The following is a 13,332-nucleotide window of genomic DNA, read 5'->3' on the forward strand; positions in this document are numbered from 1 at the left end:
CAGCACCGGACGCTCCAACTCCGCCACCACCTCACGCATCACAAAAACGCTCTCCGCCTCAAGAGCATCCAGATGCGACACCCGGTACGCCGCCGGAGTGGTCATGTCCACGTCTCCCATCGCGGTCAGCCGGCTGCCGTGGCCGTCGCCGGCACGGGGGACAGGTGCCGGCGCAGTGCGGCAAGCAGCGGGACGGCCAGTTCCGGCCGGCAGACGACCAGGTCGGGTAGCCGGGGATCGGCCTCGTTGTATCTCAACGCGGAACCGTCGATTCGGGAAGCGTGCAGACCCGTGGCCATCGCCACAGCCACCGGCGCCGCCGAATCCCACTCGTACTGACCACCCGCATGCACGTACGCGTCCACCTCACCACCGACCACCGCAGCGATCTTCGCACCCGCCGACCCCATCGGCACCAACTCCGCACCCACCTCCTCCGCCAACTCGGTCAGGAACACCGGCGGCCGACTCCGACTCGCCGCCAACCGGATCGTCCGCCCGTCGAGGGCGTCGGCCGGTCGGGGCGGCGGATTGTCGGTGCCGAGGGTGCGGTGCTGGGCCGGCAGGGCGACGGCGCCCGCGACGAGCCGGTGCTCCGTGGCGGCGCTCCGCGCCCAGAGCGCCACGTGCACCGCCCAGTCGGACCGGCCCTGCTCGGAGAACTCCCGCGTCCCGTCCAACGGATCGATGATCCACACCCGGTCGGCACCGAGCCGGTCCGGCGGCGCTCCGGCCGTACCGTCGGCCCAGGCCCGTCGGGCGTCGTCGTCCTCCTCCGACAGGACCGCGTCCGTACTCCGGTAGCGGGCCAGTTCGTCCCGGAGCAGGTCGTGCGACGCCCGGTCACCCGCACGCTTCAACGCGGCCGGGTCGCCGTGCCCGTGTTCGGCGCGTACCCGCAGCAGCAACCGGCCGGCCCGGTCGGCGAGCCAGGCGGCGAAGGCACCATCCGACACGGGAGCATCGGTTGTGGGGGGTTCCAGCACGTTCATCGACGAGCACCTCCGGGGAAAACGTTGACCGTGCCGCTCATTGAACGGCACGCCGACTGAAACTACGTACGCTGGTGGCGGTGACCAGTCCGGCCACGCCGGTGAGCACCAGCAGACAGACCCAGGCCGGGATGTGCGCGACGTCGGGCAACATGGCCCCGCGTACGCCCTCGGAGACGTACGTCATCGGGTTCACGGCGGTGACCGCCTGGAACCAGGGCATCGAGGAGAGCCTCGGCCACGGGTAGTGGATGCAGCCGGTCCAGATGATCGGGGTCACGACCAGCGAGAACGTGACGTTGATCCGTTGGATGGGCAGGATCGTCGCCAGCGTCATCCCGATCCCGCCGCCGATCCATCCGCCGAGCAGCACCGTCAGCGCGACCATCGGCAGTCGTTCCGGTTGCCAGGGCGCCGAGCCGACCATGAGTGCGCCCAGCGGGTAGATGAGGGCGGCGGCGATCAGGCCGCGCAGCGTCGCGACCACCAGCTTCCCCACCGCGACCAGGCTCGTCGACAGCGGGGCGAGCAACCGGTCCTCGATCTCGCGGGTGAAGCCGAACTCCTTGACCAGCGGCAGCGCGACACTCTGGAGCGCGGTGGTGAGCGCGGCCAGCGCGATGATGCCGGGCAGGAACAGGTCGGCGAAGTCCCGGCTGACGATGCCCTGCCCGCCGAGCACCTTGACGAAGACGAAGAGCATGAACAGCGGGGTGAGGCCGACCTGGACCAGGATGACCCAGAGTTCCTTGCCGGTGACCAGCAGGTCCCGGCGCAGGATGGCCAGGAACGCCCGGTGGGCGGCGGGTCGTGCGGGTGGTGCCGGGACGGGGATCGCCGCCGGCACCGGCGGGGCGTCGAGGTCGGTCACCGTGGGTCCCTTCCGGTCAGTCCGATGAAAACGTCTTCGAGGCTCGGTTCGGCGATGTGCACGTCGGTGAGCTTCGCCGAGCGCGCGGTCACGATGCCGAGCGCCGGCCCGAGCACGGCGGCCGGATCGGTGGCGAGATGCAGCCGGATCCGTACCCGTTGGCGCCCGCCGACTTCCGGGGCGAGCGTGGCCACCGACCGCTGCCGGGCCAGCGCGGCGAGCGCGGCGGCCGGCGCCCCCGCACCGTTGCCCAGCCCCGCGCCGAAACCCCACCCCGGTCGTCCGGCACCCGCTCCGGCACCCGGCGGCGCCGCCGGGGCCAGGCGTTCACCCTTGCGTACGCCGGGAACCTCCGACAGCGCCCGCAACAGCTCGTCCGGATCGTCGGGCGTGGCCGGGGTGACGGTCAGGTCGAGGATCGACCGTCCGGCGAGTCCCCGGACCAGGTTGCCCGGTGTGTCCAGGGTGAGCAGCCGACCGTGGTCGACGATGCCGACCCGGTCGACCAGGGCGGCGGCCCCGTTCATCTGGTGCGTGGTGAGCACGATCGCCACGCCGCGACCGCGCAGTTCCCGGATCCGGCTCCAGATGAGTCGCCGGGACTGCGGGTCGAGCCCGTTGGTGGGCTCGTCGAGGAAGAGCACCGCGGGCTCGTGGATCAGCGCGCGGGCGATCATCAGCCGCTGCGCCATCCCGCCCGAGTACGCCTCGATCCGTTTGTCCGCCCGGTCGGTGAGGCCGAAACGGTCCAGCAGCGCGTCCGCGCGGGCGTTGCGTACGGCCCGGCCGACGCCGTGGTACGCCGCGTGGTACAGCAGGTTCTGTCGGGGGGTCAGTGACCGGTCCAGGTTGTTGTGCTGGGGTACGACCGCCAACTGGGCGCGGGCCGCGACCGGGTCGGTGACCACGTCGACCCCACCGACCAGGGCCCGACCCGCCGTCGCCCGCAGTCGGGTGGTGAGGATGCCGATGGTGGTGGACTTGCCGGCGCCGTTCGGGCCGAGCAGACCGAAGATCTCGCCGGGGGCCACCGTGAACGACAGCCCGTCCACTGCCGCGGTATCGCTTCCCGGATAGCGTTTGACGAGGTCGACGACCTCGACCGCGGCCGGGGTGCCACCACTGCTGGTCATCTGCTGCTCCCTGGGCTGGCTCTCGGATGGATGGGTGTGGCCGGTGCCGGCTCAGCCGCCGGCACGGGGGTGCGCGGCGAAGAAGCGCCAGATGGTCGCGGTGGCGTCCGGTGCGGTAGCGGGTGGGTCCAGGTCGAGCAGGCGTTGCGCCTTCGGTTCGGCGCCGGTGGCACCGGGCCACTGGTGGCCGGCGTCGGCGACGGTGACCAGCTCGACCGCCCGCCCGTCGGGGCAGGTGGCGGCCGAGGTGCTGACCGGGCCCGAGGTGGTGGTCACCGGCGCGGCGCAGCCGGCGACCGTGCGCCACCGGGCGAGCAGGTCGGGGGTGGGCGGACCATCGATCCTGACGGGATTGCGGCCGGTTCCGCCGTTGTCCCGTTTGCCGGGCCCACCGGCGTACGGCACGGTTCGGTCCGCCGTACCGTGAATGTGGATCACGGAGGTCGGTGCCGGCGTCGGGCACGGGCCGAGCTGGGTCGCCGCCACCGGCCCGATCGCGGCGAACAGGGTGGTGTCGCAGGCCAGGCGGTAGGCGAGCATGCCGCCGTTGGAGATCCCGGTGGCGTACACCCGGTCGGGGTCGATCGGGAGCCGGTCGCCCACGGCCGCGACCACCTGCCGGACGAAGGCGACGTCGTCCACCCCGTCGCGGGCCGGTGGGCCGCAGCAGTCCGGTGCCACCGCCCAGGAGCGGTTCAACCCGTCCGGGTAGGCGACGACGAATCCCTCCCGGTCCGCCTCGGCGTTCCAGCCGTACGCGGTCTCGGCCTGGCTGCCCGTGCCGAGCGCGCCGTGCAGCATGACCACGAGCGGCGCCGGGGCCGACCGGGGGAGGCTCGCCGGTTGGTAGAGCCGGAAGCCGCGCTCCCGTCCGTCGACCACGACGGTGTGCGCCGACGAGCCGGCCGGCAGAGTCGCCTCCGGACCGACCACGGGCGGCTGCGGGTCGTCCCGGAACAGTCCGCAACCGGCCGACAGGATGAGCACCCCGACCAGCGGCAGGACCGCGAGTCGCCGTCCCCACCGGGTACGACCGTGCCGGCCGAGTCGACCCACCGGACCTGTCCAAGATCTACTAATTTCAGGCATATTCGCACCATGACATGATGATGTTCGAGGAAGGTAAGGATTCGAGCTGGTGGGTGTATCCGAGGGTCGGCCCCGCCCGTGCCTGCCCACGGTGCGCGGGCGGGGCCACCCGGCTAACAGCGCTGCGTGCTCAGCCGGATCAGTTCCCAACCACCCTCGGGAACGTCGTCGTCCGGATCCGTACGCAGGTTCATCGGATTCGCCATACCCAGGTACAGGGTCGACCCGTCGGCGACCATGTTGCGGATGCCGTAGTTCAGGTAGTTGCCGAGCCCGCTGTCGTCCACCACCCGGGCCGGCTTGCTGGTCGAGTCGAACACGAACAGGTCACCGCCGTACACCGGTGCCGGGGGCGGCGGCGGATCGTCGGCCAGCACCGTGGCGTCGCCGAACTGCGCCGCCGCCGGTCCGCTGACCCCCAACAGACTCGCCGTCTCCTGCCCCAGGTCCTTGGAGATGTAACTCCAGTCCATGGTGCCGACGTACAGTTTCCCGCCCGCCACCGCCATCTTCCAGGTGTAGTTGTTGTACGGGTTGCCCATGCCGGACGGGCCGTACAGCGGGGTGTAACCCGTCGGGACCGGAGCCCACGCACCCGCCCCGCCGTTGGCCGCCGGGTCGTACGCGGGCAGCTGCGGTGCCCCGTACAGCAGGTCCACCCGCTGGTGGCGGTCGCCGAAGCTCTTCCCCCGGAAAATGCTGATCGCCCGCTGGGTGCCGCGCACCGACGCCCGCAACGCGGTCTCGTTCGCCGGTGGGAAGGCCGCGATGTGCACCGTCGTCGCCTTCATCGGCACGTGCATCGTGCCCCAGTAGAGGTAGCCGTTGTACGAGGCCAGCCCACCCAGGGCATAGGTGCGGGCGACGGTCGGGTCCGGCTCGTACCCGTCGACCGACCAGACCTGGGTCCAGCTGTCGGCGTCGGCCGGGGTGAGACCCCGTTCCCCGTGCGACAGTTTCGGGCTCATCCACACCCCGGCGACACCGGACAGCGGCTCGTCGGCACCGTCCGGCGCGGCGGCGAGGGCGTCGTCACCGGAACCGGTCCAGGTCGTCACGAAGATCCGCCCGTCGTGCACGGTCAGATCCGCCGCCTGGGCCGGCAGGTTCGCGACCTCGACGAAGCTGAACGGGTTGCTCTTACTGCCGGTCCAGCGCAGCACGTGCCCCCGGTTACCGCCGTTCGCACCCACGCCGACACCCGCGTACAGCGCCCCGTCGGCCACCACGAAGTGCCGGATGTTGCCGTACGCCGGCAGGTTGACCGAGCCGAGGAAGCCGCCGGTCTGGGTGTCGAAGGCGAACAGGTTGATGCTCTCGCCCAGCGCCGGCCCACCGAGGAACGCCACCCCCTGATGGGTACCGGCGGCCCGGATCCCCGCCGTCGTGCCGAGCCGGTTGGCGTGCTCGGTGGAGGCGTTCTTGATCAGGTCGGTCTTTTCCGTCAACCGCTTGGAACGCTTGTCGTACGTGTATAGCCGGGGTGGGCGGTGGTCGCCGAGGGTGGCCGGCAGGGTCGGGTTGCGCTTCACGATCTGGCTCTCGCCGTACTCGCACACCCAGTCGTCGTTCAGGTTCGGCGTCGTGTTGCGCAGGTTGCGCCCGCTGGTCAGGCAGTTGACGTTCGCCCCGGTGCCGAACCAGAGAGCCTGCTCGGTCTGGGTCATCCCCCACAGGTACGACTGGTTCACCTTCGGCTGGCCGGTCGCGCACGGGGGACCGGCCGGGTAGGCCAACCCGACACCGGCGAAGCACTCGTCCGGGGTGCCCTTGCCGAGCAGCTTCCGCTCGTACGTCGGCGGGTGCCCGGTCGACCCCGACCCGGCCGAGTCGACCGGGGCGGCGGTGGCCGGCGACGGTGCCGCCAACACGTACAGCAGTCCCAGCACGGCGGCCGCGGCGAGCGGTCGCCGGCCCGACATCCGGAATGGTTTCACCAATCGTTCCTCTCGTTGAACGGATTCGGTTGCGTTCGACGGTCCCGGTGCGGCGTGCCGCCGGGGCCGAAGCAGATCGCCGGTGGAACCTGTCCCCGTTGCGGTGGGCGCGGTTCAGGCCGCGGCGACCTCGCGGGACCGGGCGGGTGCGGCCACCCGCCCGGCGACCCGGTCCGCCCACTGCGCCCAGTCCTCGAACTCCAGGAACCGGCCCAGCCGGCCGAGTTGCCCGACCGGATCGGCGACCAGATCCTCGTAACTCATCCGGTGCAGGTGCCGCGGCGGCAGGTCGGTCAGCGCCTGCTCGGCCTGGCTGGTCAGGAACGCGCTGAGGCCGAGGTAGCGGCGCAGGTCCTGGCCCCGCTCACTGAGCAGGTCGGCGGTGAGCCGGTCCGGCAGGTACCGCTCCAACTCCTCCGGCACCGACTGGCCGGGCTCGATCCGGAACGGATCCAGCCCGCACCGGCCGAGGAACTCCACCCGGAGCTGGATCAACTGGAACGACGAGTGCTTGCTCATCGACCGCGCGGTCGCCTCCCGGTCGCGGGTCAGGTAGACCACCTTCGCCTCGGGAAACGCCCGCAGCAGGTACGGCGCCACGTGGCTGGACCCACCGGACCGCTCGACCCAACGCCGTTTGCCGGTGACCTCGGCGAGCAGGTCGAGGAACATCCGGTGGTGGTCGCCGACCGACTGGGTCGGGAACTGCGGCACCCGCTCGGCCAGCCGGTCGAACAGGGCATCGGGATCGTCGGTGAGCTTCGACAGGGTGATCGCGAGGATTCTCGGCAGCTCGGTCATCCGGTCCGCCCACCGACCGGTCGAGGGATAACGCACCTCCTTCGGCGGCAGCCCGATCCGGAACAGCGTGGCGAGTTCCGCCTTCGGACTGCTCAGCACCGCCCAGTACGCCGTACCGGTGAGCACCTCGGAACTGCGCGCCCAGGGCGCCACCGACATGAAGAACTCCTGCGCCGACAGCGTCCCGGACTGCTCCGCTATCAGGTCGGAGAGCAGCGTCGAACCGCACCGGCCGTTGCTGATGATGATCGACCTGCCGGCGATCGGGGTGTCCATCCGAAAACCTCCTGCACGATGGGTTGTCACGGGGTGGTGGCGGCCTCGGCCACCGCGACGGAACACTCCTCGCGGAGCCAGGCGAGGACGAGCCGGCGTACCGCCTCCGGCCGGTCGACCAGGACGGTGTGCTTCTCCCCGGGCAGGACGACGGTCCGCGCCCGGGGCAGCAGTCGGACCACCGCCGGGGCCAACTCGACCACCGCGGAGTCCGCGCCGTACAGGCAGAGCACCGGTACGCCGATCGTGCTGATCTGGGCGGGGGCGGGTAGCACACTGGCCGGAAGGTCCCGGGCCAGCGTCGTCGTCCCCAGCATCTCGCCGGTCGCCCGCGCCCGCCGGGCCACCCGTTCCCCCCGCCCGGCGGTGATCCGCTCCAGTGCCTCCGGCCGGGGCAGGAGGTCGGCGGCCCGGTCCAGCCGGCGGGCGACCCGGTCCATCCACGCCCTGGTCGGCGGGGACGACTCGATCGCCGCGATGGAGGCGACCCGGTCCGGGTGGCGGATCGCGTAGCCGAAGGCGATCGTGCCGCCGAACGAGTTGCCGAGCAGGTGCACCGGACCGGTGACGTCGAGGGCGGACAGCAGCGCAGCCAGGTCGTCGACGAAGTCGTCCAGGGCGTACCCGGTGGGCGGGCGTTCGCTGTGGCCGTGTCCCCGCAGGTCGTACATCAGGACCCGCAGCCCGGCGTCGGCCAACGGCTTGGCGAGCGTGAAGTACCAGCTCGCCAGGGTGTCGGAGGCCATCCCGTGGATCATCACCAGGGTCGGCGGCCCATCACCCGCGTCGCCCGCGTCCGGCCCGGCCGGCGGATCGAGCCGTTCGACGTGCATCCCGATCCCGTTGGCCCGGATCATCGTCACGAGCGGGCCACCTCGACGACGGCGGGCGTGGCGCCCGCCAACGTGTCCCCGCCGGACCCGGCCGGGTCGAGCGAGCGCGCGATGTGCTCGACCAACTGCCCGACCCGCAGCTCACCCACGGTCTCCAGGTCCAGCTTGGCGACGAAGTGGGCGAAGTTGACGGTGTTGCCGTACCGGGCCTGCAACCGGCCGGCGAGGGAGACGACGTCGATGCTCTCCATGCCGAGTTCGTCGCGGAACGTCGTCTCCATGGTGATCGGGGTGTCGGTGGCGAAGTCCCCGAGAACCGCGTGGATGATCTCCGTGAGTTCGGCGAGGATGTCGGCGGGCGAGGCGGCCATGGGGCGTACTCCTTCGAATGGTCGGGAATGGGTGCCGATCACGGTTGATCAGTCCCGGGCACCGGTCTGCGGGCCCCAGGTCCAGGCCACCACGTACCGCCGGGGCGGAAGGTCGTCCGGGTTCTCGACCTCGCGGTGCTCGACCCGGTAGTCGCGACCGTCGACCCGTACGGTCAGCGCGGAGTCCCCGGCGCCGGTCACGGTGAACCGGCGGGGGCGCCCGTCGAGGCCGGTCCCCTCCGCCTTGCCGACCGCCTCCTTGGCGGCCCAGAAGCGGGTGAACCAGCGTCGCCGGTGCGCGGCGTCGCCGCCGTCGAGCGAGTCCAGCAGCGCGGTCTCCCCGTCGGAGAGGGCGAAGCGCAGGGTGCTCTCCGGATGGTCGGCGATCTCGGCGACGTCGATGCCGACGCCCGGTGCGCCGGGCGGGGCCGCCGGATCGCGGGGCTTGGCGACGGCGACCCCGATCTCGGCGCAGTGCGCCAGCGAGACGTCACAGTCGCGCAGGTCACGGCCGGGGCGCCCGAACACCCGGGGCCGTCCGTCCGGGTCGTTGCCGACGGTCAGCTCGATCGGGTAGATGTCGTTGTGGCCGTCCTCCCACAACCGGAACCGGACGGCGTCCTTCACCGCGATCCGACCCAGCAACCACTGTTTACGGCCCTTGGCCGGTTGCCGCTCGTAGTCGGCGTACCCGGTCGAGCCCAGGATGCCGCGCGCGGCCATGCCCTGGGTGACCAGGTCGGTCCAGCAGTCGAAGGCCATCGTCCAGCCCTCAGGCTGGATCAACGACATCGAATGCCGCTCGGGGAACCGTTCCGCCGGCCGGGCCTGCGGATGACTGTCGAAGCGCCGGTCGACCGCGCCGTCGATCTGCGCCCACACCCGGTCGCCGTACACCAGTTGGGTGTCCGCGACGAGTTGGCCGTCGTCGATCGTACGGACCCGGGCCACGCACTCGAACGCCGTGCCGGGCGGGGGCGGCGGACCGAAGTACCGCACGTGATTGAGGCCCACCGGCAGCGCCACGGTACGGAACGGCTGGGTGGTGATGAGCCAGTTGCCGATCAGTTGCAGCGCGTTGTCCAGCAGCGCACCGGGCGGTACGGGCGCGGTGACCACTCCCCGTACGTGCATCTCCCCGAGGGCGTGTACGGCGGTGACCCCCTGGAACTGGGGCCCGTGGAACATCAGCCGCTCCGCGTACATCTCCTCGGCGCTGATCCGGGGCGGCTGTTCGGTCGCCGGATCGTGCCGCCAGACCTCGGGCGGGTCCGACGGATAGTCGGCGGCGAGTTCCACCGTCGACCGGGCGAACGGGCCGAAGGTGACCGAGACCTGTCCGGCGCCGGACGGCTTCACCGTCACCTCGACGTCCTGGCCCGGTTCGGCGATCAGCCAGCGGTTGAACCGCGCGTCGCGTACGGCCACCGCCCGCAGGCCGGGCACGGCCCGCTCCGCCGCGTCGACCATGTGCTGGACCAGGGTGGTGGCCGGCACCACCGGCCACCGGTCCTCCATGTTCGGCCAGTCCGGCGGCTGGACGAAGAAGCAGTGGTCCCGCAGGTACGGCATCGCGTCGACGGAAACCCGGATGGTGAACCGCTGGACGGCACCCGCGTCGCCGGTACCCCGGTCACCGTTCGCCGTGCCGCCGTTTGTCGTGCCGGCGATGCCGATGCCAGCGTTGCCCGTGCCGCCGTTTGTCGTGCCGAGGTTGCCGACGCCGTTGCCGTTGCCGCCGACGGCGGTGCCCGGGGTCGGGGCGGGCGGGGGCGGTGGCACGACGGTCACCGGCGACGCCGGTCGTTGCGGTCGGGGCGGCGCTCCGGCGGCGTCCAGCACGCTCACCGCGTCCCGGGCCGTGTCCTGCAACAGGGCGGCGAGTTCCGCCGCCGCGCTGGACCGCCCGGCCAACCGGTGCAGCGCGGCCAGCGCCGCGGCCGGGTTGCCGCCGCCTGCCGGTTCCGGCTGCCGGGCCACCCCGCCCGTTGCCGAGGCGTCGACCGTCCCGCCCGTGCCGTGGCCCGGCGCGGCGGGGGCGAACGGCCCCGGCCCGGCCTGGCCCGGGGCCGTGGGGGAGAGCCGGCTCGGTTGGCTGCCGTGCACCGAGACGCCGAGCAGACCGGCGGCGCCGTCACCGAGCCGGACCAGCGGCCCACCCAGGTCCAGCGGGATCGACGGTCCCCGCCGTACCGGCTTCTTGTTCGGCTCCGGCTTCGTGGGCGTCGGCGGCTTCGCGGTCGTCCCCGGCATCGCGGTTGTTGCCGACTCCGCAGGGTCGAGCGCGGTCAGGTTCGGGCTGCCGCCCTCCACCCAGAGCGCGGTGGCGACCCGGCGCAGCTGGTCCAGCCCACTGCGGTGCTTCACGTTGACCGGCATCGCCAGGTGGTCCCGCCCGCGCAGGTTGTCGCTGATCAGCGAGGCGAGCTGCCCGGCACCGAGTTGGAGGAAGACCCGTACGCCCGCGTCGTACATCGCCGCCACGGTCTGCCGGAACCAGACCGGCTCCATCATGTGCCGCACGAACAACGCGTTGACCTGCTCCTCGTCGGCGGGGAACGGGGCCGCCAGGGTGGCCGACCAGACCGGGATCCGGGTCGGGTGCACCTCCCACCGGCGCAGTGCCGCGCCGATCGACTGGAGGCCGTCGGCGAACACCGGAGTGTGGAACGCCGACCGGAACGGCAGCTTCTGACACAGCACGTTCTCCGTACGTAGCGCCTCGACCAGCCGGTCCACCTGGGACTCCGGCCCGTTGACCACCGACTGCGCGGGGGCGTTGTCGTGCGAGAGGACCACCCCCGGGTAGTCGCCGAGCATCGGGGTGACCCGGTCCGCGCCCGCACCGACGGCGGCGAAGACGTACCCGGACACCTCGACCGAGTCGGCGTTGAACAGCTCCAGGAACTCGTCCATCGCCGCGGTGCTGATCTGGCCGCTGGTCGCGGCGGCGGTCCACTCACCGATGCTGTGCCCGGCGACCGTGTCCGGCACCACGCCGATGCGGCGCAGCGACTCGTCGAGCAGCTTGCCCACCTCGATCAGCCCGGCGCCGTGCCGGCCCAGGTCGGTCGCGGACCACTGCCGGTCGGAGAGCCCGAAGTGCGCGGCGATGTCCGAGGTACGCGGCGAGAACTCCGCCTCCAGGCCGGGGAAGACGTAGGCGAGTCGACCGGTCCCGGCGGCCAGCAGCGGATCGGGGCTGAACCAGATGTCCCGGCCACCCCGCCAGGCCTGCCCTCGGGCCACCGTCTTGCGGGCGACGGCCAGCAGCTTGTCGGTCGGGTTGACGATGCCGATCCGGCACCGCTCGGCCCCGGTGGCGGGCCGGTTGCTCCGGGCCCGGTCGGTGCCGAGGGCCCGTACCTCGTGGTCGTCGCGGGCGAGCAGACCGGCCAACTCGACCGGGTCCGTGGCGGCGAGCCAGAGCACCCGGTCGGGCTCGGTCACCTCGGCGGTCGGCCCGCTCGGCTCGACCGCCGGCATCGGGGCCGCCGGTCGCCCGCCGTTGCGCCGGCCGCGTACGCCGGCCGGTTCGGGTGCCTGCTCGACGATGACGTGGGCGTTGATGCCGCCGAAGCCGAACGCGTTCACCCCGGCGCGGCGCGGCCCGTCGCTCTCCCAGGGGCGGGCGGTCGCGATCGGGGCGAACCGGGTCGCCGCCATCTCCGCCCGCGGATCGTCGCAGTGCAGCGTGGGCGGCAGCACCCCCCGGTGGACCGCGAGCGTGGCCTTGATCAGGCCGGCGATGCCGGCGGCCGGCATGGTGTGCCCGATCATCGACTTGACCGACCCGATCACCGGGCGCGGGCCGTCGCCGGAGTGGGGACCGAAGACCTCGGCGACCGAGACCAGCTCGGCGGCGTCGCCGGTGGGTGTTCCGGTGCCGTGCGCCTCCAGCAGGCCCAGCGCGTCCGGCGCGGTCGGGTCGAGCCCGGCCGCCTCCCAGGCCCGCCGGATGGCCAGCACCTGCCCGGAGGAGGCCGGGTTGAACATGCTCGCCGACCGGCCGTCGCTGGACATCCCGCTGCCCCGGATGATCGCGTAGACCCGGTCGCCGTCCCGGACCGCGTCGGAGAGCCGTTTGAGGACGACCACACCGGTGCCCTCGCCGATCAGCAACCCGTCGGACTCGCGGTGGAACGGTCGGCTCTCCCCGCGCCGGGACAGCGCCCGCAACTGGCTGAACACCGACCAGAAGCTGATGTCGTGCACGTGGTGCACACCACCGGCGAGCACGGCGTCCAACCGTCCACTGGTCAGCTCGGTGATCGCCTGGTCGACCGCGATCAGCGACGAGGCACAAGCCGCGTCCAGCGTGTACGCCGGGCCGCGCAGGTTGAGCCGGTTGGCCACCCGGGACGCGGCCAGGTTCGGCACCAGCCCGATCGTCCCCTCCGGCTGGTACGGGCCGAGCCGCTCGTCGAACTTCTCGCGTACCAGGTCCAGCCGGCTCTGGTCCAGCTCGGGGATGAGTTCGCGCAGCACCTGGATGACCTGGCTGGACATCCGTACCCGTTGGGCGTAGCGGGCCTGGGCGGGGCTGAGGATGCCGCCCCGCCCGAGGATCACGCCCACCCGGTCGCCGCCGGGCAGCCGGTCGGCGCCACCGGCGTCCTCGATCGCGGCGGCGGCCACGTCCAGGGCGATGAGCTGGTCCGGCTCGATCTCCGGCACCGACGTCGGCATGATGCCGAACCGCAGCGGCTCGAAGGTCGCGAACTCGTCGACGAACCCGCCCCGCCGGCAGTACATCCGGTCCGGTCGGTGGGCCTGGTCCGGGTCGTAGAACTCGTCGTCCCACCGGTGCGCCGGCACGTCGGTGATCGCGTCGAAACCGTCGACCAGGTTGCGCCAGTAGCTTTCCAGGTTGCCGGCGCCGGGCATCACCGTCGCCATCCCGACGATCGCGACCGGGTCGCGCCGGTCGGTACTCGTGTTCATCCTCGACCTCTCGTTCCACCGTCGACGGGCGTAGCGGGGGTACGGGCCGGGCGCCGCCGCAGCGCTGGGCGGGTCGGCGCCGGCC

Annotated in this window: 9 protein-coding genes and 1 pseudogene; all 10 read right to left on the reverse strand. The window is 72.3% G+C overall.

Going from position 1 to position 13,332, the window contains the following annotated elements:
- Nucleotides 1-105: pseudogene (locus ACZ6QQ_RS09710) on the reverse strand (sulfate adenylyltransferase subunit CysD); the annotation flags it as partial.
- Nucleotides 106-125: 20 nt separating this feature from the next.
- Entirely contained in the window at nt 126-992 is an 867-nt protein-coding gene (locus ACZ6QQ_RS09715) for a 3'(2'),5'-bisphosphate nucleotidase CysQ (protein WP_465875526.1), read from the reverse strand.
- 37 nt (nt 993-1,029) lie between these two features.
- Nucleotides 1,030-1,863, reverse strand: coding sequence for an ABC transporter permease (locus tag ACZ6QQ_RS09720; protein WP_465875527.1), 834 nt, complete (start codon nt 1,861-1,863; stop codon nt 1,030-1,032).
- Nucleotides 1,860-2,996, reverse strand: coding sequence for an ABC transporter ATP-binding protein (locus ACZ6QQ_RS09725; RefSeq protein ID WP_465875528.1), 1,137 nt, complete (start codon nt 2,994-2,996; stop codon nt 1,860-1,862). Before ACZ6QQ_RS09725 ends, ACZ6QQ_RS09720 begins: the two co-directional genes overlap by 4 nt.
- Nucleotides 2,997-3,047: 51 nt before the next feature.
- Nucleotides 3,048-4,052: an extracellular catalytic domain type 1 short-chain-length polyhydroxyalkanoate depolymerase gene (locus tag ACZ6QQ_RS09730; RefSeq protein WP_465875529.1), complete on the reverse strand. Its 1,005-nt coding sequence runs from the start codon at nt 4,050-4,052 to the stop codon at nt 3,048-3,050.
- A 146-nt stretch (nt 4,053-4,198) separates the two neighbouring features.
- Nucleotides 4,199-6,022, reverse strand: coding sequence for a hypothetical protein (locus ACZ6QQ_RS09735; protein WP_465875530.1), 1,824 nt, complete (start codon nt 6,020-6,022; stop codon nt 4,199-4,201).
- A 114-nt stretch (nt 6,023-6,136) separates the two neighbouring features.
- Complete coding sequence (locus ACZ6QQ_RS09740; RefSeq protein ID WP_465875531.1) at nt 6,137-7,099, reverse strand: sulfotransferase family protein; 963 nt, start codon at nt 7,097-7,099, stop codon at nt 6,137-6,139.
- Nucleotides 7,100-7,125: 26 nt separating this feature from the next.
- Nucleotides 7,126-7,956 carry an alpha/beta fold hydrolase gene (locus ACZ6QQ_RS09745; RefSeq protein WP_465875867.1) on the reverse strand — a complete coding sequence of 277 codons (831 nt, stop codon included), beginning with the start codon at nt 7,954-7,956 and terminating at the stop codon, nt 7,126-7,128.
- Between the two features lie 2 nt (nt 7,957-7,958).
- Nucleotides 7,959-8,303: an acyl carrier protein gene (locus ACZ6QQ_RS09750; RefSeq protein WP_465875533.1), complete on the reverse strand. Its 345-nt coding sequence runs from the start codon at nt 8,301-8,303 to the stop codon at nt 7,959-7,961.
- A gap of 48 nt (nt 8,304-8,351) precedes the next feature.
- Entirely contained in the window at nt 8,352-13,247 is a 4,896-nt protein-coding gene (locus tag ACZ6QQ_RS09755; RefSeq protein ID WP_465875534.1) for a type I polyketide synthase, read from the reverse strand.
- Nucleotides 13,248-13,332 lie beyond the last annotated feature (85 nt).

The organism is Micromonospora sp. NPDC049529 (assembly GCF_055586685.1).

Excerpts from the sequence above, each read along its gene's own strand:
- ACZ6QQ_RS09715 (WP_465875526.1), bottom strand. The coding sequence starts at position 992 with ATGAACGTGCTGGAACCCCCCACAACCGATGCTCCCGTGTCGGATGGT.
- ACZ6QQ_RS09725 (WP_465875528.1), bottom strand. The coding sequence starts at position 2,996 with ATGACCAGCAGTGGTGGCACCCCGGCCGCGGTCGAGGTCGTCGACCTC.
- ACZ6QQ_RS09750 (WP_465875533.1), bottom strand. The coding sequence starts at position 8,303 with ATGGCCGCCTCGCCCGCCGACATCCTCGCCGAACTCACGGAGATCATC.
- ACZ6QQ_RS09745 (WP_465875867.1), bottom strand. The coding sequence starts at position 7,956 with ATGATCCGGGCCAACGGGATCGGGATGCACGTCGAACGGCTCGATCCG.
- ACZ6QQ_RS09740 (WP_465875531.1), bottom strand. The coding sequence starts at position 7,099 with ATGGACACCCCGATCGCCGGCAGGTCGATCATCATCAGCAACGGCCGG.
- ACZ6QQ_RS09755 (WP_465875534.1), bottom strand. The coding sequence starts at position 13,247 with ATGAACACGAGTACCGACCGGCGCGACCCGGTCGCGATCGTCGGGATG.